The 18,948-nt window shown below is 40.8% G+C and carries 14 protein-coding genes, 1 pseudogene and 1 riboswitch; of the genes and pseudogenes, 13 read left to right on the top strand and 2 right to left on the bottom strand.

What is annotated here, in order from left to right:
* Positions 1-268 precede the first annotated feature (268 nt).
* The 5 genes and pseudogenes from cysK (at position 269) to FTT76_RS12510 (ending at position 5,192) form a co-directional block, all read left to right on the top strand.
* Complete coding sequence (gene cysK, locus FTT76_RS12525) at positions 269-1,267, top strand: cysteine synthase A (protein WP_180008870.1); 999 nt, start codon at positions 269-271, stop codon at positions 1,265-1,267.
* 570 nt (positions 1,268-1,837) lie between these two features.
* Positions 1,838-1,999: pseudogene (locus FTT76_RS17820) on the top strand (cation transporter); the annotation flags it as partial.
* A gap of 72 nt (positions 2,000-2,071) precedes the next feature.
* Positions 2,072-4,510: a copper-translocating P-type ATPase gene (locus FTT76_RS12520; RefSeq protein WP_373686550.1), complete on the top strand. Its 2,439-nt coding sequence runs from the start codon at positions 2,072-2,074 to the stop codon at positions 4,508-4,510.
* Between the two features lies 1 nt (position 4,511).
* Positions 4,512-4,931 carry a Cu(I)-responsive transcriptional regulator gene (cueR, locus tag FTT76_RS12515; protein WP_180008866.1) on the top strand — a complete coding sequence of 140 codons (420 nt, stop codon included), beginning with the start codon at positions 4,512-4,514 and terminating at the stop codon, positions 4,929-4,931.
* Positions 4,932-4,997: 66 nt separating this feature from the next.
* The gene (locus tag FTT76_RS12510; RefSeq protein ID WP_180008864.1) at positions 4,998-5,192 is read left to right on the top strand and encodes a heavy-metal-associated domain-containing protein; all 195 of its coding nucleotides are present in this window, start codon (positions 4,998-5,000) and stop codon (positions 5,190-5,192) included.
* 67 nt (positions 5,193-5,259) lie between these two features.
* Here the strand turns inward: FTT76_RS12510 and FTT76_RS12505 are convergent, their stop codons facing one another.
* Positions 5,260-5,865, bottom strand: a complete 606-nt coding sequence (locus tag FTT76_RS12505; RefSeq protein ID WP_078190941.1) for a TetR/AcrR family transcriptional regulator — start codon at positions 5,863-5,865, stop codon at positions 5,260-5,262.
* A gap of 606 nt (positions 5,866-6,471) precedes the next feature.
* Here FTT76_RS12505 and FTT76_RS12500 point away from each other — a divergent pair.
* The 4 genes from FTT76_RS12500 to FTT76_RS12485 all read left to right on the top strand — a co-directional run bounded on the left by FTT76_RS12500 (position 6,472) and on the right by FTT76_RS12485 (position 11,695).
* On the top strand, positions 6,472-8,250 hold the full coding sequence (locus tag FTT76_RS12500; RefSeq protein WP_180011711.1) for an acyl-CoA dehydrogenase C-terminal domain-containing protein: 1,779 nt from the start codon (positions 6,472-6,474) through the stop codon (positions 8,248-8,250).
* 101 nt (positions 8,251-8,351) lie between these two features.
* Positions 8,352-9,521: a thiolase family protein gene (locus FTT76_RS12495; RefSeq protein ID WP_180008861.1), complete on the top strand. Its 1,170-nt coding sequence runs from the start codon at positions 8,352-8,354 to the stop codon at positions 9,519-9,521.
* A 133-nt stretch (positions 9,522-9,654) separates the two neighbouring features.
* A complete protein-coding gene (locus tag FTT76_RS12490) occupies positions 9,655-11,154 on the top strand; it encodes a succinate CoA transferase (protein WP_180008859.1) in 1,500 nt (499 codons plus the stop codon).
* 223 nt (positions 11,155-11,377) lie between these two features.
* Positions 11,378-11,695 (top strand): hypothetical protein, encoded by a 318-nt coding sequence (locus tag FTT76_RS12485; protein ID WP_180048939.1) that lies wholly within the window; start codon positions 11,378-11,380, stop codon positions 11,693-11,695.
* A 91-nt stretch (positions 11,696-11,786) separates the two neighbouring features.
* Here the strand turns inward: FTT76_RS12485 and FTT76_RS12480 are convergent, their stop codons facing one another.
* Positions 11,787-12,488 carry an HAD family phosphatase gene (locus tag FTT76_RS12480; RefSeq protein WP_180008858.1) on the bottom strand — a complete coding sequence of 234 codons (702 nt, stop codon included), beginning with the start codon at positions 12,486-12,488 and terminating at the stop codon, positions 11,787-11,789.
* A 190-nt stretch (positions 12,489-12,678) separates the two neighbouring features.
* On the opposite strand from FTT76_RS12480, the gene FTT76_RS12475 reads away from it, so the two are divergent.
* The 4 genes from FTT76_RS12475 to uca all read left to right on the top strand — a co-directional run bounded on the left by FTT76_RS12475 (position 12,679) and on the right by uca (position 18,921).
* Positions 12,679-13,572 (top strand): LysR substrate-binding domain-containing protein, encoded by an 894-nt coding sequence (locus FTT76_RS12475; protein ID WP_078190935.1) that lies wholly within the window; start codon positions 12,679-12,681, stop codon positions 13,570-13,572.
* Positions 13,573-13,770: 198 nt separating this feature from the next.
* Positions 13,771-13,882: riboswitch (guanidine-I (ykkC/yxkD leader) on the top strand.
* A gap of 29 nt (positions 13,883-13,911) precedes the next feature.
* Complete coding sequence (locus tag FTT76_RS12470; protein ID WP_180008856.1) at positions 13,912-14,649, top strand: urea amidolyase associated protein UAAP1; 738 nt, start codon at positions 13,912-13,914, stop codon at positions 14,647-14,649.
* An 11-nt stretch (positions 14,650-14,660) separates the two neighbouring features.
* The gene (locus FTT76_RS12465) at positions 14,661-15,311 is read left to right on the top strand and encodes an urea amidolyase associated protein UAAP2 (RefSeq protein ID WP_180109110.1); all 651 of its coding nucleotides are present in this window, start codon (positions 14,661-14,663) and stop codon (positions 15,309-15,311) included.
* A gap of 4 nt (positions 15,312-15,315) precedes the next feature.
* A complete protein-coding gene (gene uca, locus FTT76_RS12460) occupies positions 15,316-18,921 on the top strand; it encodes an urea carboxylase (RefSeq protein WP_180008852.1) in 3,606 nt (1,201 codons plus the stop codon).
* Positions 18,922-18,948: the final 27 nt, after the last annotated feature.

Below are 18,948 nucleotides of genomic sequence, written 5' to 3'. Positions count from 1 at the left end.
CGATTAACAACAGCTCAAGTATACGGATATCACGGCTTAATACATTGAATAAATAAGACAATTTCTATGGTTTTTTATGAAATCAAATATCATTAATTTTTATAAGTTTAAATTTAGTTAATCAGTTAAATTTATTGCTTGATTTTAGTACAAGCTTTCACAAAATGCACATAAATATAAGACATTAGCTTAAAAAATCATGCACACTTTGAAAATAATTGTATCATCTAAAGATCGTATTCAATAAATACACAAGGGATAAATAGTCATGACAACAGATTCAGCTTTTCCAGCAACGAGTAATTTAGGTATCGCAGTATATAGTAATAACGCTGAAGCGATTGGTAATACACCTTTAGTTCGTATTAATCGTGCGATTCAGTCAGAAGCAACCGTCTTGGCTAAAGTTGAAAGCCGTAACCCAGCATTTTCAGTGAAATGTCGTGTAGGTGCAGCTCTCATTGCAGATGCAGAAGAAAAAGGTTTATTAAAACCGGGTATGCATATTGTAGAACCTACAAGTGGCAATACAGGCATTGCTTTGGCATTTGTTGCAGCAGCGAAAGGTTATGCAATTACATTAACCATGCCAGCAAGTATGAGTATCGAACGCCGTAAGGTGTTGAAGTCTTTTGGTGCAAATCTCGTATTGACTGAACCTGCTAAAGGCATGAAAGGTGCGGTCGAAGAAGCACAGCGCCTCGTTGCCGAACATCCGGAAACGTATTATTTACCACAACAGTTTGAAAACCCTGCAAACCCTAAAATTCATGAATTGACCACAGGCCCAGAAATTTGGGAAGCAACTGGTGGTAAAGTGGATATTTTAGTATCGGGTGTAGGTACAGGTGGTACGATTTCTGGCATTTCAAGTTATTTTGAAAAAGTGAAAAATCAGCCGCTTTATTCTGTTGCGGTAGAACCGGCTGAATCTCCGATTATTGCCCAAGCGAAAAAAGGCGAAACACTGACTCCTGGGCCACATAAAATTCAGGGGATTGGAGCTAACTTTATTCCGGGTAACTTACATCTAGACCTTGTTGATGAAGTGATCGGTATTGAAAGTGCAGAAGCAATTGAGTGGGCGCGTAAAACGGCTACTCATGACGGTATTTTAGTGGGTATCTCTAGTGGTGCGGCAATGGCAGCTGCGGCAAAACTTGCTGCACGTCCTGAGAATGCTGGTAAAACCATTGTGGTTATTTTACCGGATGGTGGTGAACGTTACCTTTCTTCCGTTTTATTTGAAGATATTAGTGCTGACTAATAGTTCTGACATGAAAAAAGCCCATTCATTTGAATGGGCTTTTTTATTGATGATTTTGCTATTTGTACGTGTCTTAAGCCGCGTCTTGATCATCGTTTTTGGGATTTTGTTGTTTAATTTTTCGTTTAGGCGGTTCATGTCCTAACTTTCGAGCGATGTATTTAAACAGGAAGCCTAAGAGTATGCATATCGTGACAGCAGGGATAACCACTTGAGTGAGCCAAACATCAATATGATCTAGACTCCAACTTAAAATTAAAAATAAAAAAGCACACAAATATGCGCAGTTAAAGCAAATGTTCGACAGTTTGTACATGCGAAAGAGAGTAATTCGTTTGGTGGTCACGAATCTCTATCTTACTGAATAATGAGGAAATGTGTAGTTTTAATATCAGAAAAACAAACTAATTGAATAATGATTATTCAATATTATTGATTATATTTTTGAATATTCGCAATTTTTTATATCGTAAAGAAAAGCCTTGCTGTGAGCCAGAAAAACTTGACCTTCCCATTGTGGTAAAGTTTAAGCTATAGCCTAAAACAAGCACATATAATTGGGATGTTGCCATGACAGATTCGACAGAACGCAAACTTTTTGACGGCACACTTGCTATTGAAGGGATGACCTGTGCTTCTTGTGTGGCACGGGTGGAAAAAGCCTTAAAAAAAGTCGATGGCATCACTGAGGCTCATGTCAATTTAGCCACTGAAACAGCACATGTTCAGAGTGATAAAAATGTGGATTATTCTGCTGTAATTCAGGCCGTTGAAAAGGCCGGTTTTGGCGTTGCACAAAAGCAGATTGAGCTTGAAATTGAAGGGATGACTTGCGCATCGTGTGTTGCACGTGTTGAAAAAGCATTAAAGACAGTTCCAGAAGTCATCGATGCAAAAGTGAATTTGGCAACTGAAAAAGCCACGATTACGGCATTGGCATCTGTTGAAAATTCTGCATTGGCGAAGTCTGTAGAAAAAGCAGGTTTTCATATTGCACAGCCCAATATTGAATTAAATATTGATGGAATGACCTGTGCTTCATGTGTGGCACGGGTTGAAAAAGCCTTAAACGCTGTAGACGGTGTTAATAAAGCAACGGTAAATTTAGCCAGTGAAAAAGCCTTTGTTCAGGCTCCCGCTTCAAAAACACAAGAATTGATCGCGGCAGTTAAAAAAGCGGGATACAGTGCTAGCATTGCTACGCAGCAACAACCGACAATGGCAGAAAAAAAAGCCGACGAAGCTCGGTTACTCAAACGTGATTTAATCATCGCATTGGTACTCGCTGTTCCTGTTTTTATCTTGGAGATGGGATCACACATGATTCCAGCTTTTCATCATTTTATTGCGCATAATTTAGGGACACAAAATAGTTGGTATATTCAGTTTATATTAACCACTTTGGTCTTAATCCTACCCGGAAGACGCTTTTATCAGCATGGCATACCAGCACTTGCCCGACTTGCCCCGGATATGAATTCTTTGGTCGCAGTCGGGACTTTATCTGCTTATAGTTTTTCTTGTGTTGCCACGTTTGCCCCGCAATTATTACCGCAAGGTACCGTTCAAGTGTACTTTGAAGCAGCTGCAGTAATTGTGGCGTTGATTCTGTTGGGGCGTTTTATGGAGGCGAAAGCCAAAGGTAAAACATCGCAAGCTATTCAATACTTAGTCGGCATGCAACCTAAAACTGCACGTGTAGAGCAATCTGGTAGCTATATAGATTTGCCGATTAGTGATGTTGAAACAGGCATGCTGATTGAAATACGGCCTGGTGAACGTTGCCCAGTCGATGGTGCTGTAGTGTCTGGGAACAGTTATATTGATGAATCCATGATCAGTGGCGAGCCAATTCCTGTCGAGAAAAAAGCCGGTGATCAAGTTGTCGGTGGAACCATTAACCAAAATGGGGCATTGAAAATACAAGCCACTGCGGTGGGTCAAGATTCTGTTTTGGCACAAATTATCCATATGGTCGAACAGGCTCAGGGTTCAAAATTACCGATTCAAGCTTTGGTGGATAAAGTCACGTTATGGTTTGTACCAGTGGTGATGGCGTTGGCCTTGATCACCTTTTTAGTTTGGTATGTTGTAGGACCTGAACCGAGTTTAACCTATGCTTTAGTCAATGCTGTAGCAGTACTGATCATCGCATGCCCATGTGCAATGGGTTTGGCAACACCAACGTCTATTATGGTCGGTACAGGGCGAGGTGCAGAGCTTGGAGTATTGTTCCGTAAAGGTGAAGCCTTACAACAACTCAAAAATACACAAGTGGTTGCAGTTGATAAAACAGGGACATTGACGGAAGGTAAACCGAAACTAACTGATTTTGAAGTCACTGAAGCTTTTGATAAAGATCGCGTATTTCAGTTATTGGCCTCTGTAGAGCAGAAATCTGAGCATCCGATTGCCTATGCCATCGTTCACGCTGCAAAAGAGATGCAAGTGCAACTTTTAGAGGTTGAACAGTTTGACTCCGTGACTGGTGCTGGGATTCAGGCGGTTGTTGAAGGACAAAGCATTTATATTGGTGCAGATCATTTGATGCATAAACTCGGTTTAGAAACACAAGTCTTTTCAGCATTTGCAGAACGCATGGGCAATGAAGGGAAAACCCCGCTCTATGTCTCGATTGATCAACAGCTTGCTGCCATTGTTGCTGTAGCCGACCCGATCAAAGCCACAACCTTCGCAGCCATTCAAGCTTTGCATGATTTAGGGCTGAAAGTTGCCATGATTACAGGCGACAACCGACATACTGCTTCTGCCATAGCACGACAGTTGAAAATTGATCATGTGATCGCTGAAGTGATGCCAGATCAAAAAGTGCAATCTGTACAACAGTTGCAAAAAGAACATGGTGTTGTTTGTTTTGTCGGCGATGGTATTAATGATGCGCCTGCACTTGCGCAAGCAGATGTGGGCATGGCGATTGGTACAGGGACAGATGTGGCGATAGAGGCTGCGGACGTTGTGCTCATGTCGGGTAATTTACAAATGGTGCCGACAGCAATCGCACTGAGCACAGCGACGATGAATAATATTCGCCAAAACCTATTTTGGGCATTTATTTACAATGCAGCATTGATTCCTGTCGCTGCAGGTGTGTTATATCCATTCTTTGGCATATTGCTTTCACCTATGTTCGCAGCAGGTGCAATGGCACTTTCATCGGTGTTTGTTGTGTCGAATGCCTTACGTTTAAAAGCATTTAAAGGGCCAGTTTTTCAGGAGTCTTGAGATGAATATTGGACAAGCAGCAAAAGCTTCGGGCATTTCTGCAAAAATGATCCGCTATTATGAATCGATTGGGCTGTTAAATAATGCGCAGCGCACTGATGCAGGCTATCGAATTTATTCAGAAGCCGATATTAAAACCTTGAGTTTCTTAAGACATGCGCGCGATTTGGGTTTTTCTTCTGAACAAATGAAAGATTTACTTGGGCTTTGGAAAAATCAAAGTCGGCAAAGTGTAGAAGTTAAAGCATTGGCGTTAAAACATATCCAGACCTTAAATCAAAAAATCGCAGACTTACAGGCCATGGTTGAGATCTTGCAACAGTCTGTCGATGGGTGTGCCGGTAATGATCAAGCCGACTGTACGATTTTAAATCAAATTGAAACAGGCATGGCTGAGTGCTGCCATACAGCAAAGAATTAAACTCGCTTGACCTTACAATCGTGGCAAGGTTTATAGTATTGATATTAGAAAAGAAGGATGAATATCATGAAATTTCGTATTGATAATATGACATGTGGTGGTTGCGCACGTAGCGTGACAGCAACGATTAAAGACTTAGATGAAAATGCAACGGTCACTATTGATGTAGCCGCAAAATTAGTTGACGTTGAATCTAGTGCTAGTGCAGAGCAATTGATTAGCGCTTTAACCGAAGATGGTTTCCCACCTGTGATTGCATAACTTAGATATTGTCTAATGTATAAAAAAAGCCGAACAATTGTTCGGCTTTTTTATTTATAAATCAATTTTATACGGCTGAAATTTTATCTGGCGTCATCAGCGCCTGATTAATATATAGCTTGATTAAACGTTCACGTGAACCAATTGATTTTTGATAATGCGTTGAATTGAGGAGTAGGGACGCACCATAAGTGACAGTCCAAATATAGGATAAATAATCACGAATCGACATTGCGCTTTCAAGTGATTTTAAATAATCACTGGTCATGTCCTTAATTTCAATAATACGTTCTTCCCGAACACGATAGAGCTCTTCAAATAACTCTTTTAATTTACGTTCATTATTGGTTAGACGTTCTTCAATGACATGTAATAATATAGTTCGATTAGAATTCAACATATTATAAAGCATATATTGTGAAACATAAGTTTTAATATCATGATTATATTTTTTTGAAATTTCTAATAATCGTTTTTCATTTAAGATAATCAGTTCTAAATATAATTGGTTTTTACTTTTAAAATGTTTATAAATCGTGCCTTTGGCAATATCTAGTTCACAAGCTAACTCACTTAAGGTGATGTCTTGATTATTATCTAATAGCAGGGTTTCTGCCATGGCTAAAATTTTTTCCTTGCGAAGGATAAAATTTTGTTGGCGTACTGAACTCATGATACCTGTTCCATAAACAGCTTGAGGGTGAACAAGCCTAGCTTAAGCTAAATCTTGTGAATCTTACATTCCACTATGGTCTCAAATATTACATAAATTGGTTTAAAAATGAACACATTAGTAGAGTGCGTAAAGCATATAGAATTCATAGCATAAAATTAATGTCAATAAAACTGAACCCTTGAGGTCATTTTTTTGAAATAAAATTCCATTTTTATTTTTTTTAATTTATTGTCTTTTCGCTTTTACAACAAAAGCAGCATTTAACAAAACGGTCTTGGTTGTTATGTTATTAATACAACCTAAATTAAACATGATTATGGGTACTATTATGTTTGGTTTTAATCAATTACCAATTATAAATTTAGTCAACTCAATAAATTTATTTAAGTGTAATAAAATAATGCTGCTCAAAATATCAGGTGGTTATTTTTCACTTGTCGGTAAAAACACATTATCTATATTCTTTTTAGATATCTATCTGAAAAAACAGATCTTTAAAAAAATCCACACAAAATTGATTTGATGATTTTGTGCGGGAGCGTGCAACTTTAAAAAAGTACTTTGTCAAAGACGCTGACAAAGCCTGTAGAAAAGGAAAGTACAATGCCAATATACAATGCGCCGTTAAAGGACATGGACTTCATCTTAAATGATGTATTCAATGCAGATGAGTTCTGGCAGTCAAATGAAAACTTAGCTCATATTGATATGGCGACTGCAAATGCCATTTTAGAAGAAATGGCTAAGTTTTCTAAAAACGTTATTCTAGACTTGAACCGTACTGCAGATGAAGAAGGTGGTGCGCAGTTTAGTAATGGTGTTGTTACTACGCCTACAGGGTTTAAAGACGCTTTTAAACAATTCGCTGAAGGTGGTTGGGTTGGGTTAGGCGCTTCTGAAGAATGGGGCGGCCAAAACATGCCGAAAATGTTGACAGTACTTGCTGACGAAATGATTTGGAGTACCAATCCATCATTTATGTTGTATCCACTACTGACTGTGGGTGCAGGTATGGCGATTAATGACCGTGCTTCGCAAGAGCAAAAAGAAACCTATCTTCCAAAATTTTATACGGGTGAATGGTCAGGCACTATGTGTTTAACTGAACCACATTCAGGGACTGATTTGGGGATCATTAAAACCAAAGCAGAGCCGAATGAAGATGGTTCATTTAATATTACAGGCACGAAAATTTTCATCACTAGTGGTGAACATGATCTGTGTGAAAACATCATCCATCTTGTGTTAGCAAAAACGCCAAATGCACCTGCGGGTTCACGTGGTATTTCATTGTTTATCGTTCCAAAATTCCATGTCAATGCCGATGGCTCAGTCGGTGAACGTAATGCTGTTTCAGCGGGTTCAATTGAACACAAGATGGGTATTAAAGGTTCTGCAACGTGTGTTATGAACTTTGATGGTGCCAAAGGTTATATCGTTGGTAAAGAAAACGAAGGTCTTGCGGCGATGTTTGTCATGATGAACTATGAACGTTTATCGATGGGTATCCAAGGGATTGGCGCCGCAGAATTTGCTTACCAAAATGCTGCACAGTATGCGACTGATCGTCTACAAGGTCGTTCTGCGACAGGTGTGAAATCTCCTGAAAAACCAGCCGACTCTATTTTGGTACATGGTGATGTACGTCGTATGTTGTTGAATGTACGCGCCAACAACGAAGCATCGCGTGCATTTGCTGTGTATGTTGGTCAGCAACTGGATATTACAAAATATTCAACTGACGAAGCTGCAGTGAAAAAAGCCAATGACCGCGTGGCTTTATTGACACCTATTGCAAAAGCCTACCTAACAGATACAGCCCTACAAGCTACTTTAGAAGCGCAAATGTGCTTTGGTGGTCATGGCTATATCCGTGAATGGGGCATGGAGCAATGCATTCGTGACTTACGTATTTCGCAGATTTACGAAGGCACAAATGGCGTACAAGCGATTGATTTAATTGGACGCAAAACCACGAAATGTAATGGTGCATTTATTGCCGAATACATTGCTGAAATTCGTGACTTTGCTGCAACCATGGCTGATTCAAAAGTTAAATCTGCAGCATTGCAAGTTTCTGACGAAGTTGAAGCATTAACGCAATTCATTATTGAACAATCTAAGACCACTCCAGACTTTAGCAGTTCGGTGGCAGTCGATTACCTGCACGCTGTTGGTTTACTCAGCTTTGTGTATATGTTTGCGCGTATTAGCAAAGCTGCGGCTGCAAAACCAGAGAGCTTCTTCCAAAACAAACTGGTACTCGCAGATTTCTATGTTGAGAAAGTTCTACCTGACCTTGCTGCCCGTGCTCAACGCATTAAAGCAGGTTCTGAACTTATCATGCAGCTATCTGAAGAATACTTCACCGCTCAATCTTAAAGTTTCATCGAAACCACTGTGAAAAACATTAAGATGGAAAATCTGAGGAACCAGTCATGGTTCCTTGGGGTTAAAAGATTTAAAACAGGATGAAATAAGAAATGATTGTAATTGTAGATGGCGTACGTACAGCGATGGGTGGTTTTCAGGGTTCACTTTCATCTTGTACAGCCCCAGACTTAGGTGCTGCAGCGATTCAGGCTGTTGTTGCACGTGCAGGTTTAGAACCTACAGATATTGACGAAGTTATTTTTGGCTGTGTATTACCAGCAGGTCTTAAACAAGGTCCTGCACGCCAAGCGATGCGTCAAGCAGGCTTACCAGATACAACGGGTGCCACCACGATTAATAAAATTTGTGGTTCAGGCATGAAGGCGGTGATGCAAGCAGCTGATGCGATTAAAGCCGGTTCTGCTAATATTGTGGTTGCTGGTGGTATGGAGTCGATGTCAAATGCGCCATATTTACTTGAAAAAGCGCGTTCAGGCTATCGTATGGGTCATGGTAAAACCACAGATCACATGTTCCAAGAAGGCTTAGAAGATGCTGAGACAGGTTTATCGATGGGTATTCTGGCACAAGATATGGCAGATAAAAAAGGCTATACCCGTGAACAGCAAGATGCTTTTGCCATCAACTCACTCAATAAAGCCGTTGCCGCGATTCAAGGCGGTTTCTTCAAAAATGAAATCGTGCCAGTTACTGTTAAAAGCCGTAAAGGTGACGTCGTTGTTGACACAGATGAACAGCCATTAAGTGCTAAGCCTGAAAAAATCCCAACACTGCGTCCTGCATTCAAAAAAGACGGCACGATCACAGCTGCCAATGCCAGCTCAATTTCTGACGGTGCATCTGCTTTGGTGGTTACATCAGAAGAAACGGCTCAAGCACGTGGTTTAAAACCACTAGCAAAAGTCGTTGCTTATGCCACAAATTCACAGCATCCGTCAGAGTTCACGATTGCTCCAGTCGGTGCTATTGAGAAAGTGCTTGCACAAGCGGGTTGGGATGCACAAGAGGTTGACCTGTGGGAAGTCAATGAAGCATTTGCTATGGTTACAATGCTGGCGATTGATGGATTTAACTTAGATGAAGCAAAAGTGAACATTCATGGTGGTGCTTGCTCACTTGGTCACCCACTAGGTTCATCAGGTTCACGTATTATTGTGACGCTGATTCATGCCTTAAAACGCACTGGCGGTAAAAAAGGTGTCGCAGCACTGTGTATTGGTGGCGGTGAAGCAACTGCAATTGCGGTTGAACTGATTTAATTTGCCTCAATTTATATAAGTAAGCTTTTAGATAAGTACGTTTTTAGATAAGCAATAACAAACGCTATCTCAGTTCGCTGGGATGGCGAAAAAAGATGTTTATTTTGAGATATTTATTTTTTGAGATTTAATTATGAATGGTTTAGATCGCATTCGCTTACTCTCCCTTCGCGACAAAGTGATGTCTGCTGAAAAAGCGATTGAGTTAATTCAAGATGGTTCAGTGGTTGGTTTAAGTGGTTTTGGTGGTGCAGGTGAGGCAAAGACGGTTCCTTTGGCGCTTGCAGATCATGCAGTTTCACATCCTCTTCGTATCACTTTGGCAACGGGTGCTAGTTTAGGAAATAGTATCGATGGTCGTCTCAATGCGGCACATGCGATAGAACGTCGTTATCCGTATCAGGCAGATCCTGGTTTACGTAAAGCCATTAACGCTGGCGAGGTCATGTATATTGACCAACACTTGTCTGAAATGGCTGACAATATTCGTCATCATAATTTACCGCGCATTAATGTGGCCGTTATTGCAGCGACTGCAATTACCGAAGATGGTCAAATTATTCCGACAGGTTCATGTGGTAACTCAGCCAATTTCATTGAAATGGCAGATCATGTGATTATTGAAATTGATAATACGATTAACCCAGTGCTAGAAGGTGTACATGATATTTATGTGCCGAAAGCGCGACCAAACCGTGGGCCAATTCCACTGACTCAGGTCGGTGAACGTATCGGTACGATTGGGATCAATGTCAGCCCCGATAAGATTTCAGCTATTGTGTTGAATGATCTGCCAGATACCCAGTTTAAAATGGATGAACCTGATGCTGAAACCCTAGCGATTGCTCAGCATCTGATTGATTTCTTTGAAGGTGAAGTCGCAGCAGGGCGTTTGCCTGAAAATTTAGGCCCGCTACAGTCAGGTGTGGGTTCGATTGCCAACGCTGTATTTGCCGGTTTTGAGCATTCGAATTTTCATGATTTGGAAATGTATTCAGAAGTACTACAAGACTGTACTTTCCAGCTAATTGATTCTGGAAAAATGAAATTTGCTTCAGGCTGTTCAATGACGTTGTCTGAGCCTTGCGCACAGCGCGTGATGAACAATTTTGATCAGTACAAAGACAAAATTGTGTTACGTCCACAAGAGCTATCCAATAACCCTGAAATCATTCGACGTTTAGGCATTATCGCGATTAATACGGCGCTTGAGTTTGATATTTACGGAAACGTAAATTCGACCCATGTGACGGGTACCAAAATGATGAATGGTATTGGTGGTTCTGGAGACTTTACTCGTCATGCGCACATTGCCATTTTCGTAACCAAGTCGATTGCAAAAGGCGGTGCGATTTCATCTGTAGTCCCAATGGTGAGTCATACCGACCATACTGACCATGACGTTGATATCGTGGTTACAGAGCAGGGCTTGGCAGATTTACGTGGTCTTTCACCACGTGAGCGTGCACGTAAAGTCATTGAAATCTGTGCGCATCCAGATTATCGCGCAGCATTGTTGAGCTACTTTGAACGCGCATGTGAGCGTGGTGGTCAAACGCCGCATATTTTAAAAGAGGCTTTATCTTGGCATGCCACTTTTGAAGAAACTGGTTCAATGCGTCAAATCGTATAAATCTAAAGATTGAAAATTTTTAAATAAGCCCATGATCAAGTGGGCTTATTTTTTATGAAAGACTACAAATGTTTCAAAACATGACAAAAGAAAAACAGCAGCACTTGGTTTGAAACTTTTGCACAACACGAACGGTCTTAAGTTCTGTTCAAGGCTTTCTATAATGCAAAATTCATTGACAAAGAAGGTCAGTATTTTGAAAAAGATTCAATTTTTTTTTGCGATGTTGTTCGCAGTTCTCCTCACTGCATGTAAACAAAGTCCAGCGCCTGATTATGCTGGAACATGGCAAAATACCGCAGTAGATCCGCAACTTGAAAATGCGTTGATTATTAGTAAAAATGGTGAAAACTATTTCATTACCAATACTTTAAAAGATAAACAAAGTGGTAAATCTGAAAAGAAAAATCCTGTACCTGCATCTGTCGCTGAATCTGGTTTACTCGCTTTAAACTCTGGGACAGGTGCTGTTGAATTTGCAATTGACGAAAAAACTGGAAATTTAGTCGGATCTGGATCAATTTATAAAAAAGTAAAATAGATCAATTATCTATTGATGCAAAAATATCAAAAGCAGCCTCTAAATTGGGCTGCTTTTTTTAACTCTAAAGCGAATGATTGATTACTAGTCATTAGTTTAAGACAGAAGAGAAATCATGGATAAAGTAATCCGCTTTATTTTTGATTTGCTCAATTTCGTGCTCTGAATATGCGTCATACACGGCAACGACTTCAATGCCTGCGGCATTTGCGGCTTCTACACCAATGAGCGAATCTTCAAAAATTAAACATTCTTCAGGTTTTACTGCAAAATGTTCAATCGCCTGTAAATAGACTTCAGGATGCGGCTTAATATTTTTGACACTTTCACGGGTCAGGATCAGATCAAAAGTATTTTCAAAATGCAGCTTTGGATAAATGTTGATATTTTTTTGATATCGATAAATATTTTGCAAGCTGGTCGTGGTGGTAATTGCCACCTGAATACCTTGCTGAATGAGCTGTTGAACAAATAACGCTGCATGTGGTTTAAGCAAGATGATATGTTCTAAAAAATGCTGTGAAATGGCATATCGTTGCTGTTTGATTTGATCAGCCGTGTGTTGTTCAATTTTATAAGTATCTTTTAGATAGTTACAGTACATTAAGTAAGGGTCTGCGGTGTTTTTAAATAATTGCAGCTGAATGTCACGTTCACGTTGAATGAAATCCAATTGGATGGTTTGTCCAGTTAACTGTTGAATCAAATCTGCATCGACCTGATTCCACACGCCAACAGAATCGATAAGTGTGCCATCTAAATCAAAACAAACCAGTTTTTTTCCTTGAAGCATGTTGATATCCAAATTCGAGCTATGTCTATTATGCGGACTGATTGGAGTGTTGAAAAGCTGAACTCAACTGAGCAGGCTAAACTGGCGTTTCATCTGCAATAAAAGTAATATTTCGTTATTGGCTTTTTGTATAATTCAGCAGATGATGCACAGCATAACTTGCAATATTTAATTAGGGACTAAATCTTTCGTGTTTGAATTGGACTGTAAACTTCTTAGCATTTTTTTTCATGTTTATAAGTACAAAAATGTGTCGCAAGCTGCTGAACACTTGCAAATGAGTCAGCCTACAGTCAGTAATATTTTAAATAAAATACGACAGCATTATAACGACCCCTTATTTTTACGTATCGGCAATGAAATGGTGCCTACGGAGTTATCGCGTCAATTATTTCCTTTAGTCAGCGAAGCCTTGAGTAAAGTTGAAGCCATTAATAATTTTACGATTAATTTTGATCAAGCTATTTCAGATCAACAATTTACTTTGGCCATGACCGATGTTTCGCATTTGGTTTTATTGCCTAAAATCAGCCAATATCTAAAAAAACACGCGCCACAAATACGTCTGAATGTACGCCCGATTACCACTGAAACCAGTTATCAGATGGCGAATGGTGAAATTGATTTAGCACTGGGGTTTTTACCGCATTTGGAAAGCGGCTTTTATCAGCAAAAACTGTTTGAGCAATATTATGTGGTGATTGCAGCCAAGGACCATCCACGATTAACGGGTGACACCATTACAACTGAGCAATATTTATCAGAGTCGCACATTGATATTGATGCAGGGATGGGGCACTACCATATTGAAAATGAGCTGCTTAACCTTGATTTAAAACGTGATATTTTGATGCGTTTACCTAGTTATTTAGGTGTAGGCTTAGTCGTGCAAGACACTGATGCGATTGCTACTGTGCCGTATTACTTGAGTGAAGTATTGCTTTCGCGCGGCAACTTAAAAATATTTGACGCACCGATTGCATTTCCAACCTATGGCGTGAAGCAATATTGGCATATGTCTTGCCATCATAAAACCAGCCATCAATGGCTACGTCATATGTTCCATGAGATATTGGTAAAATAATTTTTATGCATTACATAAAGCCCAAAAATGATTTTGGGCTTTTTTTTTTGCAATTTTTGCAGCAATTTTGTGCATGGGCTGCACCCGATTTGGTCATGCTATAGCTCAATACTATAAAAAAGTCTAATAAATAGCAGTATTACTTTTATATAAATTGGTAATACTAAATTGGCACAGCCTTTGCATTTCTACATACATCATAAAGTGATCTAGGGTTCCGATACATGAAGTTTCATGTAGGTCTGCGACCGAGAGTTCACGGCTTAAGTTGCAAGCTCAAGCTACACGGAGGGATAAAAGCCCGGGAGGTAAATAGTTAAGAATTAGGCAGAGGCTGCAATGAGCACAACACATTATCATGATGATAAAGCACTATGGACTGAACTTTTACCGGGTGGACACCACTGGTCAGCGCGTATTCAGCGTGGGGCAGTATTACAGCTTAAATCGCTAGGGCAAAATGCCAATGTGGCATTCTACTGTGTAAATAGTGAAGATAAGCTTGAACGCTACAACATGCCAGATAGTCTTAAAGGGCAGCACACGGCATTTTTAAGCACTGGGCATATCCTTGCATCGGACCTTGGTCGCGCGATGATTTCCATTGTCAAAGATGACCACGGTTGGAATGATGCATTTTGTGCACCATGCAATGCACAGCAAATTGAACAACAATTTGGTTCAAAAACGTTTCAAGATGCACGTAATGATATGTACCGTAATGGCAAAGACAGCTTATTGCTTGAAATGACCAAGTTTGGTTTATCTGCAACCGACTTAAGTTCAACACTTAATCTCTTCTCTAAGGTTGCGCCTGATGATACAGGTAACTTGTCTTATATCGACTCCGATAACACCGATCAAATTATTGAACTGCGCTTTGAAATGGATTGTTTGGTCTTTTTATCTAGTGCACCACATGCTCTAGATAACAGCACGGAATATGCACCTGCGGATGTTCAATTGTCTTTATATAAAGCACTTCCTTTAGGCGACAGCGACGTTTGCCGTGATTCTTGCCCGCAAAATCAGCGTGCATTCCAAAATAATAACCGCTACTACGCTTTAACTGCTTAAGGGGAATGATCATGACTGCACTTGTCAACCTAGAAAAATCAGTGCTCAGTGAAGTATGTCCTGCCGGTGAAGCGTGGATGTGCGAGGTTAAGAAAGGGCAATATTTCCGTATTGTTGACCTTGAAGGCAACCAAGCGGTAGATACCTTGTTTATTTCTGCACAGAATCCTGAAGAGCGCTATAGCGCAACGGATACCTTAGCCATTAACCAACAGATTTATTTAGAAAAAGGTACAGAACTTTATACTAATTTCGGCAACAAAATTGCCACCATACATGACGACAACTGTGGCCGTCATGACACTTTGGGCGGTGCATGTTCATGTGAAAGCAACACTGTTCGTTATGCACATGACAAATTCCCAATGCACAGCTGCCGCAACAATTTCATGATTGCCTTATCACAACATCCGATTGCCAAAAAACATGGCTTAAACGTGCGCCATATCGGCCCAAATATTAATTTCTTTATGAATGTTCCTGTGACAAGCGAGGGTCATTTAAAGTTTGATGATGGTATTTCTGCACCAGGTAAATATGTCGAAGTGAAAGCGGAAATGGATCTCATTGTCCTCATTTCCAATTGCCCTCAACTGAATAACCCTTGTAATGCCTATAACCCAACCAAAATTCAATTGATCATCCGTGAAGGCGAGGAGTAATAGCATGTTTAATAAAGTCCTCATTGCCAACCGTGGTGCAATCGCTTGCCGTGTGATCCGTACACTCAAGAAATTAGGCATTCAATCTGTTGCTGTGTATTCCGAAGCAGACCGTGATTCTTTGCATGTGACCTTGGCGGATGAAGTTGTATTTATTGGTGATAGTCCTGCCAGCCAAAGCTATTTAAATGTCGATAAAATTTTAGAAGTCGCAAAACAAACAGGTGCAGAAGCGATTCATCCGGGCTATGGTTTCTTGTCTGAAAATGCAGAATTTTGTGATCTCTGTGAAGCTCAAGGCATTGTATTTTTAGGGCCAGACTCAAAACAAATGAAATCCTTTGGCTTAAAACATACTGCGCGCGAACTTGCGATTCAAGCCAATGTACCACTTCTTCCGGGCAGTCAGCTTTTGGCAGATGAAGCCGAAGCCTTAACGGAAGCTAAACGTATTGGTTATCCTGTGATGCTGAAAAGTACCGCAGGCGGTGGCGGTATTGGTATGCGTTTGGTGTGGAATGAAGAAGAGCTGAAAGATGCTTATTCTACGGTTTCATATCTTGCCCAAGCCAACTTTAAAGATGCAGGCTTGTACCTCGAAAAATTCGTACAAAATGCCCGTCATATCGAAGTGCAGATTTTTGGTGATGGCAATGGCTTAGTTTTAGCACTCGGTGAGCGTGATTGTTCGGTGCAGCGCCGAAACCAAAAAGTGATTGAGGAAACCCCAGCACCGCATATCAATGATGATCAACGTGCCTATATTCAATCGATTGCGATTGGGCTGATGCAGTCGGTAAATTACCGTTCGGCAGGTACAGTTGAGTTTGTGATGGATACCGACACACAGGAATTCTATTTCTTAGAAGTGAATACCCGTCTGCAAGTTGAACATGGCGTGACAGAGCAAGTGTTTGGTGTCGATCTTGTGGAATGGATGGTGACTTTAGGCAGTGGTGATTGGATTACACCAACAGAACAACTTGAATCGAAAGGTCATTCGATTCAAGTGCGTTTATATGCCGAAGACCCAATCAAAAACTTCCAACCTAGTGCAGGGCTTTTAACGCACGTTGAATTTGATGCCAATGCGCGTAATGAAACGTGGGTGGAAACGGGTTCAAATGTATCGTCATTCTATGACCCGATGATTGCCAAAATCATTGTCACGGCAGATGACCGCGATTCAGCAATTCAAGCCATGACCGAAACACTTGCCAAAACATCGGTTGCAGGCATCGAAACCAATCTTGAATATCTACAAAATATTATCGACTGCGATGTATTTAAAGCCGGTACGCAAACCACACGTTTCTTAAATACATTCGAGTGGAAAACTCAAAAAATTGAAGTGTTGCAATCAGGCATTCAAACTTCTGTGCAAGATGTGACAGGTCGTTTGGGGTACTGGAATGTCGGTGTGCCACCATCAGGTGCGATAGATCCATTATCACTGAATGTCGCAAACCAGTTACTTGGTAATGCCTATAACACTGCAGGCTTAGAATGTACGCTACAAGGTCCGACTTTAAAATTCCATTGTGACAGCCAAATCGTGCTTGCCGGGGGCGATATGCCATCAACACTAGATGGCGCTCAAGTTCCGATGTGGCAGAACGTGAATGTGCGTAAAGGTCAGGTGCTCAAATGTGGCAAAATTGCCACAGGTTGCCGCACCTATATCGGGATTAAAGGCGGTTTAAATGTACCTGAATATCTCGGCTCACAAGCAACCTTCACCTTGGGTCAGTTTGGTGGTCATGCTGGTCGTAATTTATTGATTGGAGATATGTTGCCAATCACGGCATTTACATCTGAACAAGTGACAGCACTTGCGCCTGAACAAGTGCCAACGTTTAGTCATGAATGGGAAATTGCGGTGATGTACGGCCCGCATGGTGCACCAGACTTCTTTACTAAAAAAGACATTGATACCTTCTTTGCCAATACTTTTGAGATTCACTTTAACTCAAGCCGTACAGGTATTCGTTTGATTGGTCCAAAACCTGAATGGGCACGTGAGGATGGTGGTGAAGCAGGTTTGCATCCATCAAATATTCATGACAATGCATACGCGATTGGTGCGATTGATTTCACGGGCGATATGCCGATTATCTTGGGTCCAGATGGTCCAAGTTTAGGAGGCTTTGTTTGTCCTGCCGTGGTGATTAATTCTGAGCTTTGGAAACTCGGTCAATTGAAAGCAGGAGACAAAGTCAAATTTATACCTGTGAGTTATCATCAAGCGAAACTTTTAAATGAAAAATATCATGCACAATTAGAAGCATCTGATACGCAGGTTGTGGCATTTGATGAGTCATTTTATCCTGAACTTTCCACCTTAAAAAATGCGGTGCTTGATACTTTAAAAGGTCAGAATGGTACGCCTGATGTGGTGTATCGTCCTGCCGGCAATAACTACATGTTGGTGGAATATGGTGAGTTAGTTTTAGATCTGAACTTACGTTTCCGTATTCATGCACTCATGCAATGGGTTCAAAAGCAAAATATCACAGGGATTATTGATCTCACACCGGGGATTCGTTCGCTACAAATCCATTTTGATTCGATCAAGCTTGATCAAATTGATTTACTTCGTTTACTGCAAGTCGCTGAAGCTGAATTGCCTGATGTGACCCAAATGCAAGTACCGTCACGGACTGTGTATTTACCACTCGCTTGGGAGGATTCACAAACCCAGCTAGCGACAGAGCGTTATATGCAAACAGTACGCCCAGATGCGCCATGGTGTCCTGACAATATTGAGTTTATCCGTCGTATTAATGGTTTAAAAGACAAACAAGCGGTCAAAGATGTGGTTTATGACGCGAGTTATTTGGTCATGGGTTTGGGCGATGTGTATTTAGGTGCACCTGTGGCAACACCACTTGATCCTCGCCAGCGTTTAGTGACAACGAAATACAACCCTGCACGGACATGGACGCCTGAAAATGCTGTCGGTATTGGCGGTGCGTATATGTGCGTGTACGGTATGGAAGGTCCGGGTGGCTATCAGTTCGTCGGTCGTACTACGCAAATGTGGTCTCGTTACCGTAAAAACCCTGACTTTGAGCAAGGTATGCCGTGGTTATTACGCTTCTTTGACCAAATTAAGTTTTATGAAGTCTCTGAGTCCGAGCTTATGCAAATGCGTGAGGACTTTAAAGCAGGACGTTTAAAATTACGTGTGGAAGAAGGTGTTTTAAACCTAAAAGAATACAATGACTTCTTGACTGAAAATGCAGAATCAATCTCAGCATTTAAATCCGTCCAACAAGCCAATTTTGATGAAGAACGTCGTCGTTGGCATGAAGCTGGGCTTGCAGAGTATGTTTCTGAAAGCTTAGATGCTGTAACTGATGATAGTGATGTTCAAATTCCAGAAGGTGGTTGTGCTGTGGAATCACACATGTCGGGAAGTATTTGGAAAATTGAATGCAAGTCAGGTGATATTGTTGAAGAAGGTGCAACGCTTGCGGTGATTGAAGCGATGAAAATTGAGATTCCAATTATTGCCCCTGAACGTATGAAGGTTTCTGAAATTACCATTGAAAAAGGGCAGACGGTGAAAACGGGGCAGGTGTTGTTTACGTTGGCGCCAGTGGCTTAATGATATACGAATAAAAAAGACCGCTTA

It is taken from the genome of Acinetobacter sp. YH01009, assembly GCF_013420765.1.
Lineage (GTDB): Bacteria > Pseudomonadota > Gammaproteobacteria > Pseudomonadales > Moraxellaceae > Acinetobacter > Acinetobacter amyesii.
This window is presented reverse-complemented; position numbering and strand designations above follow the sequence as displayed.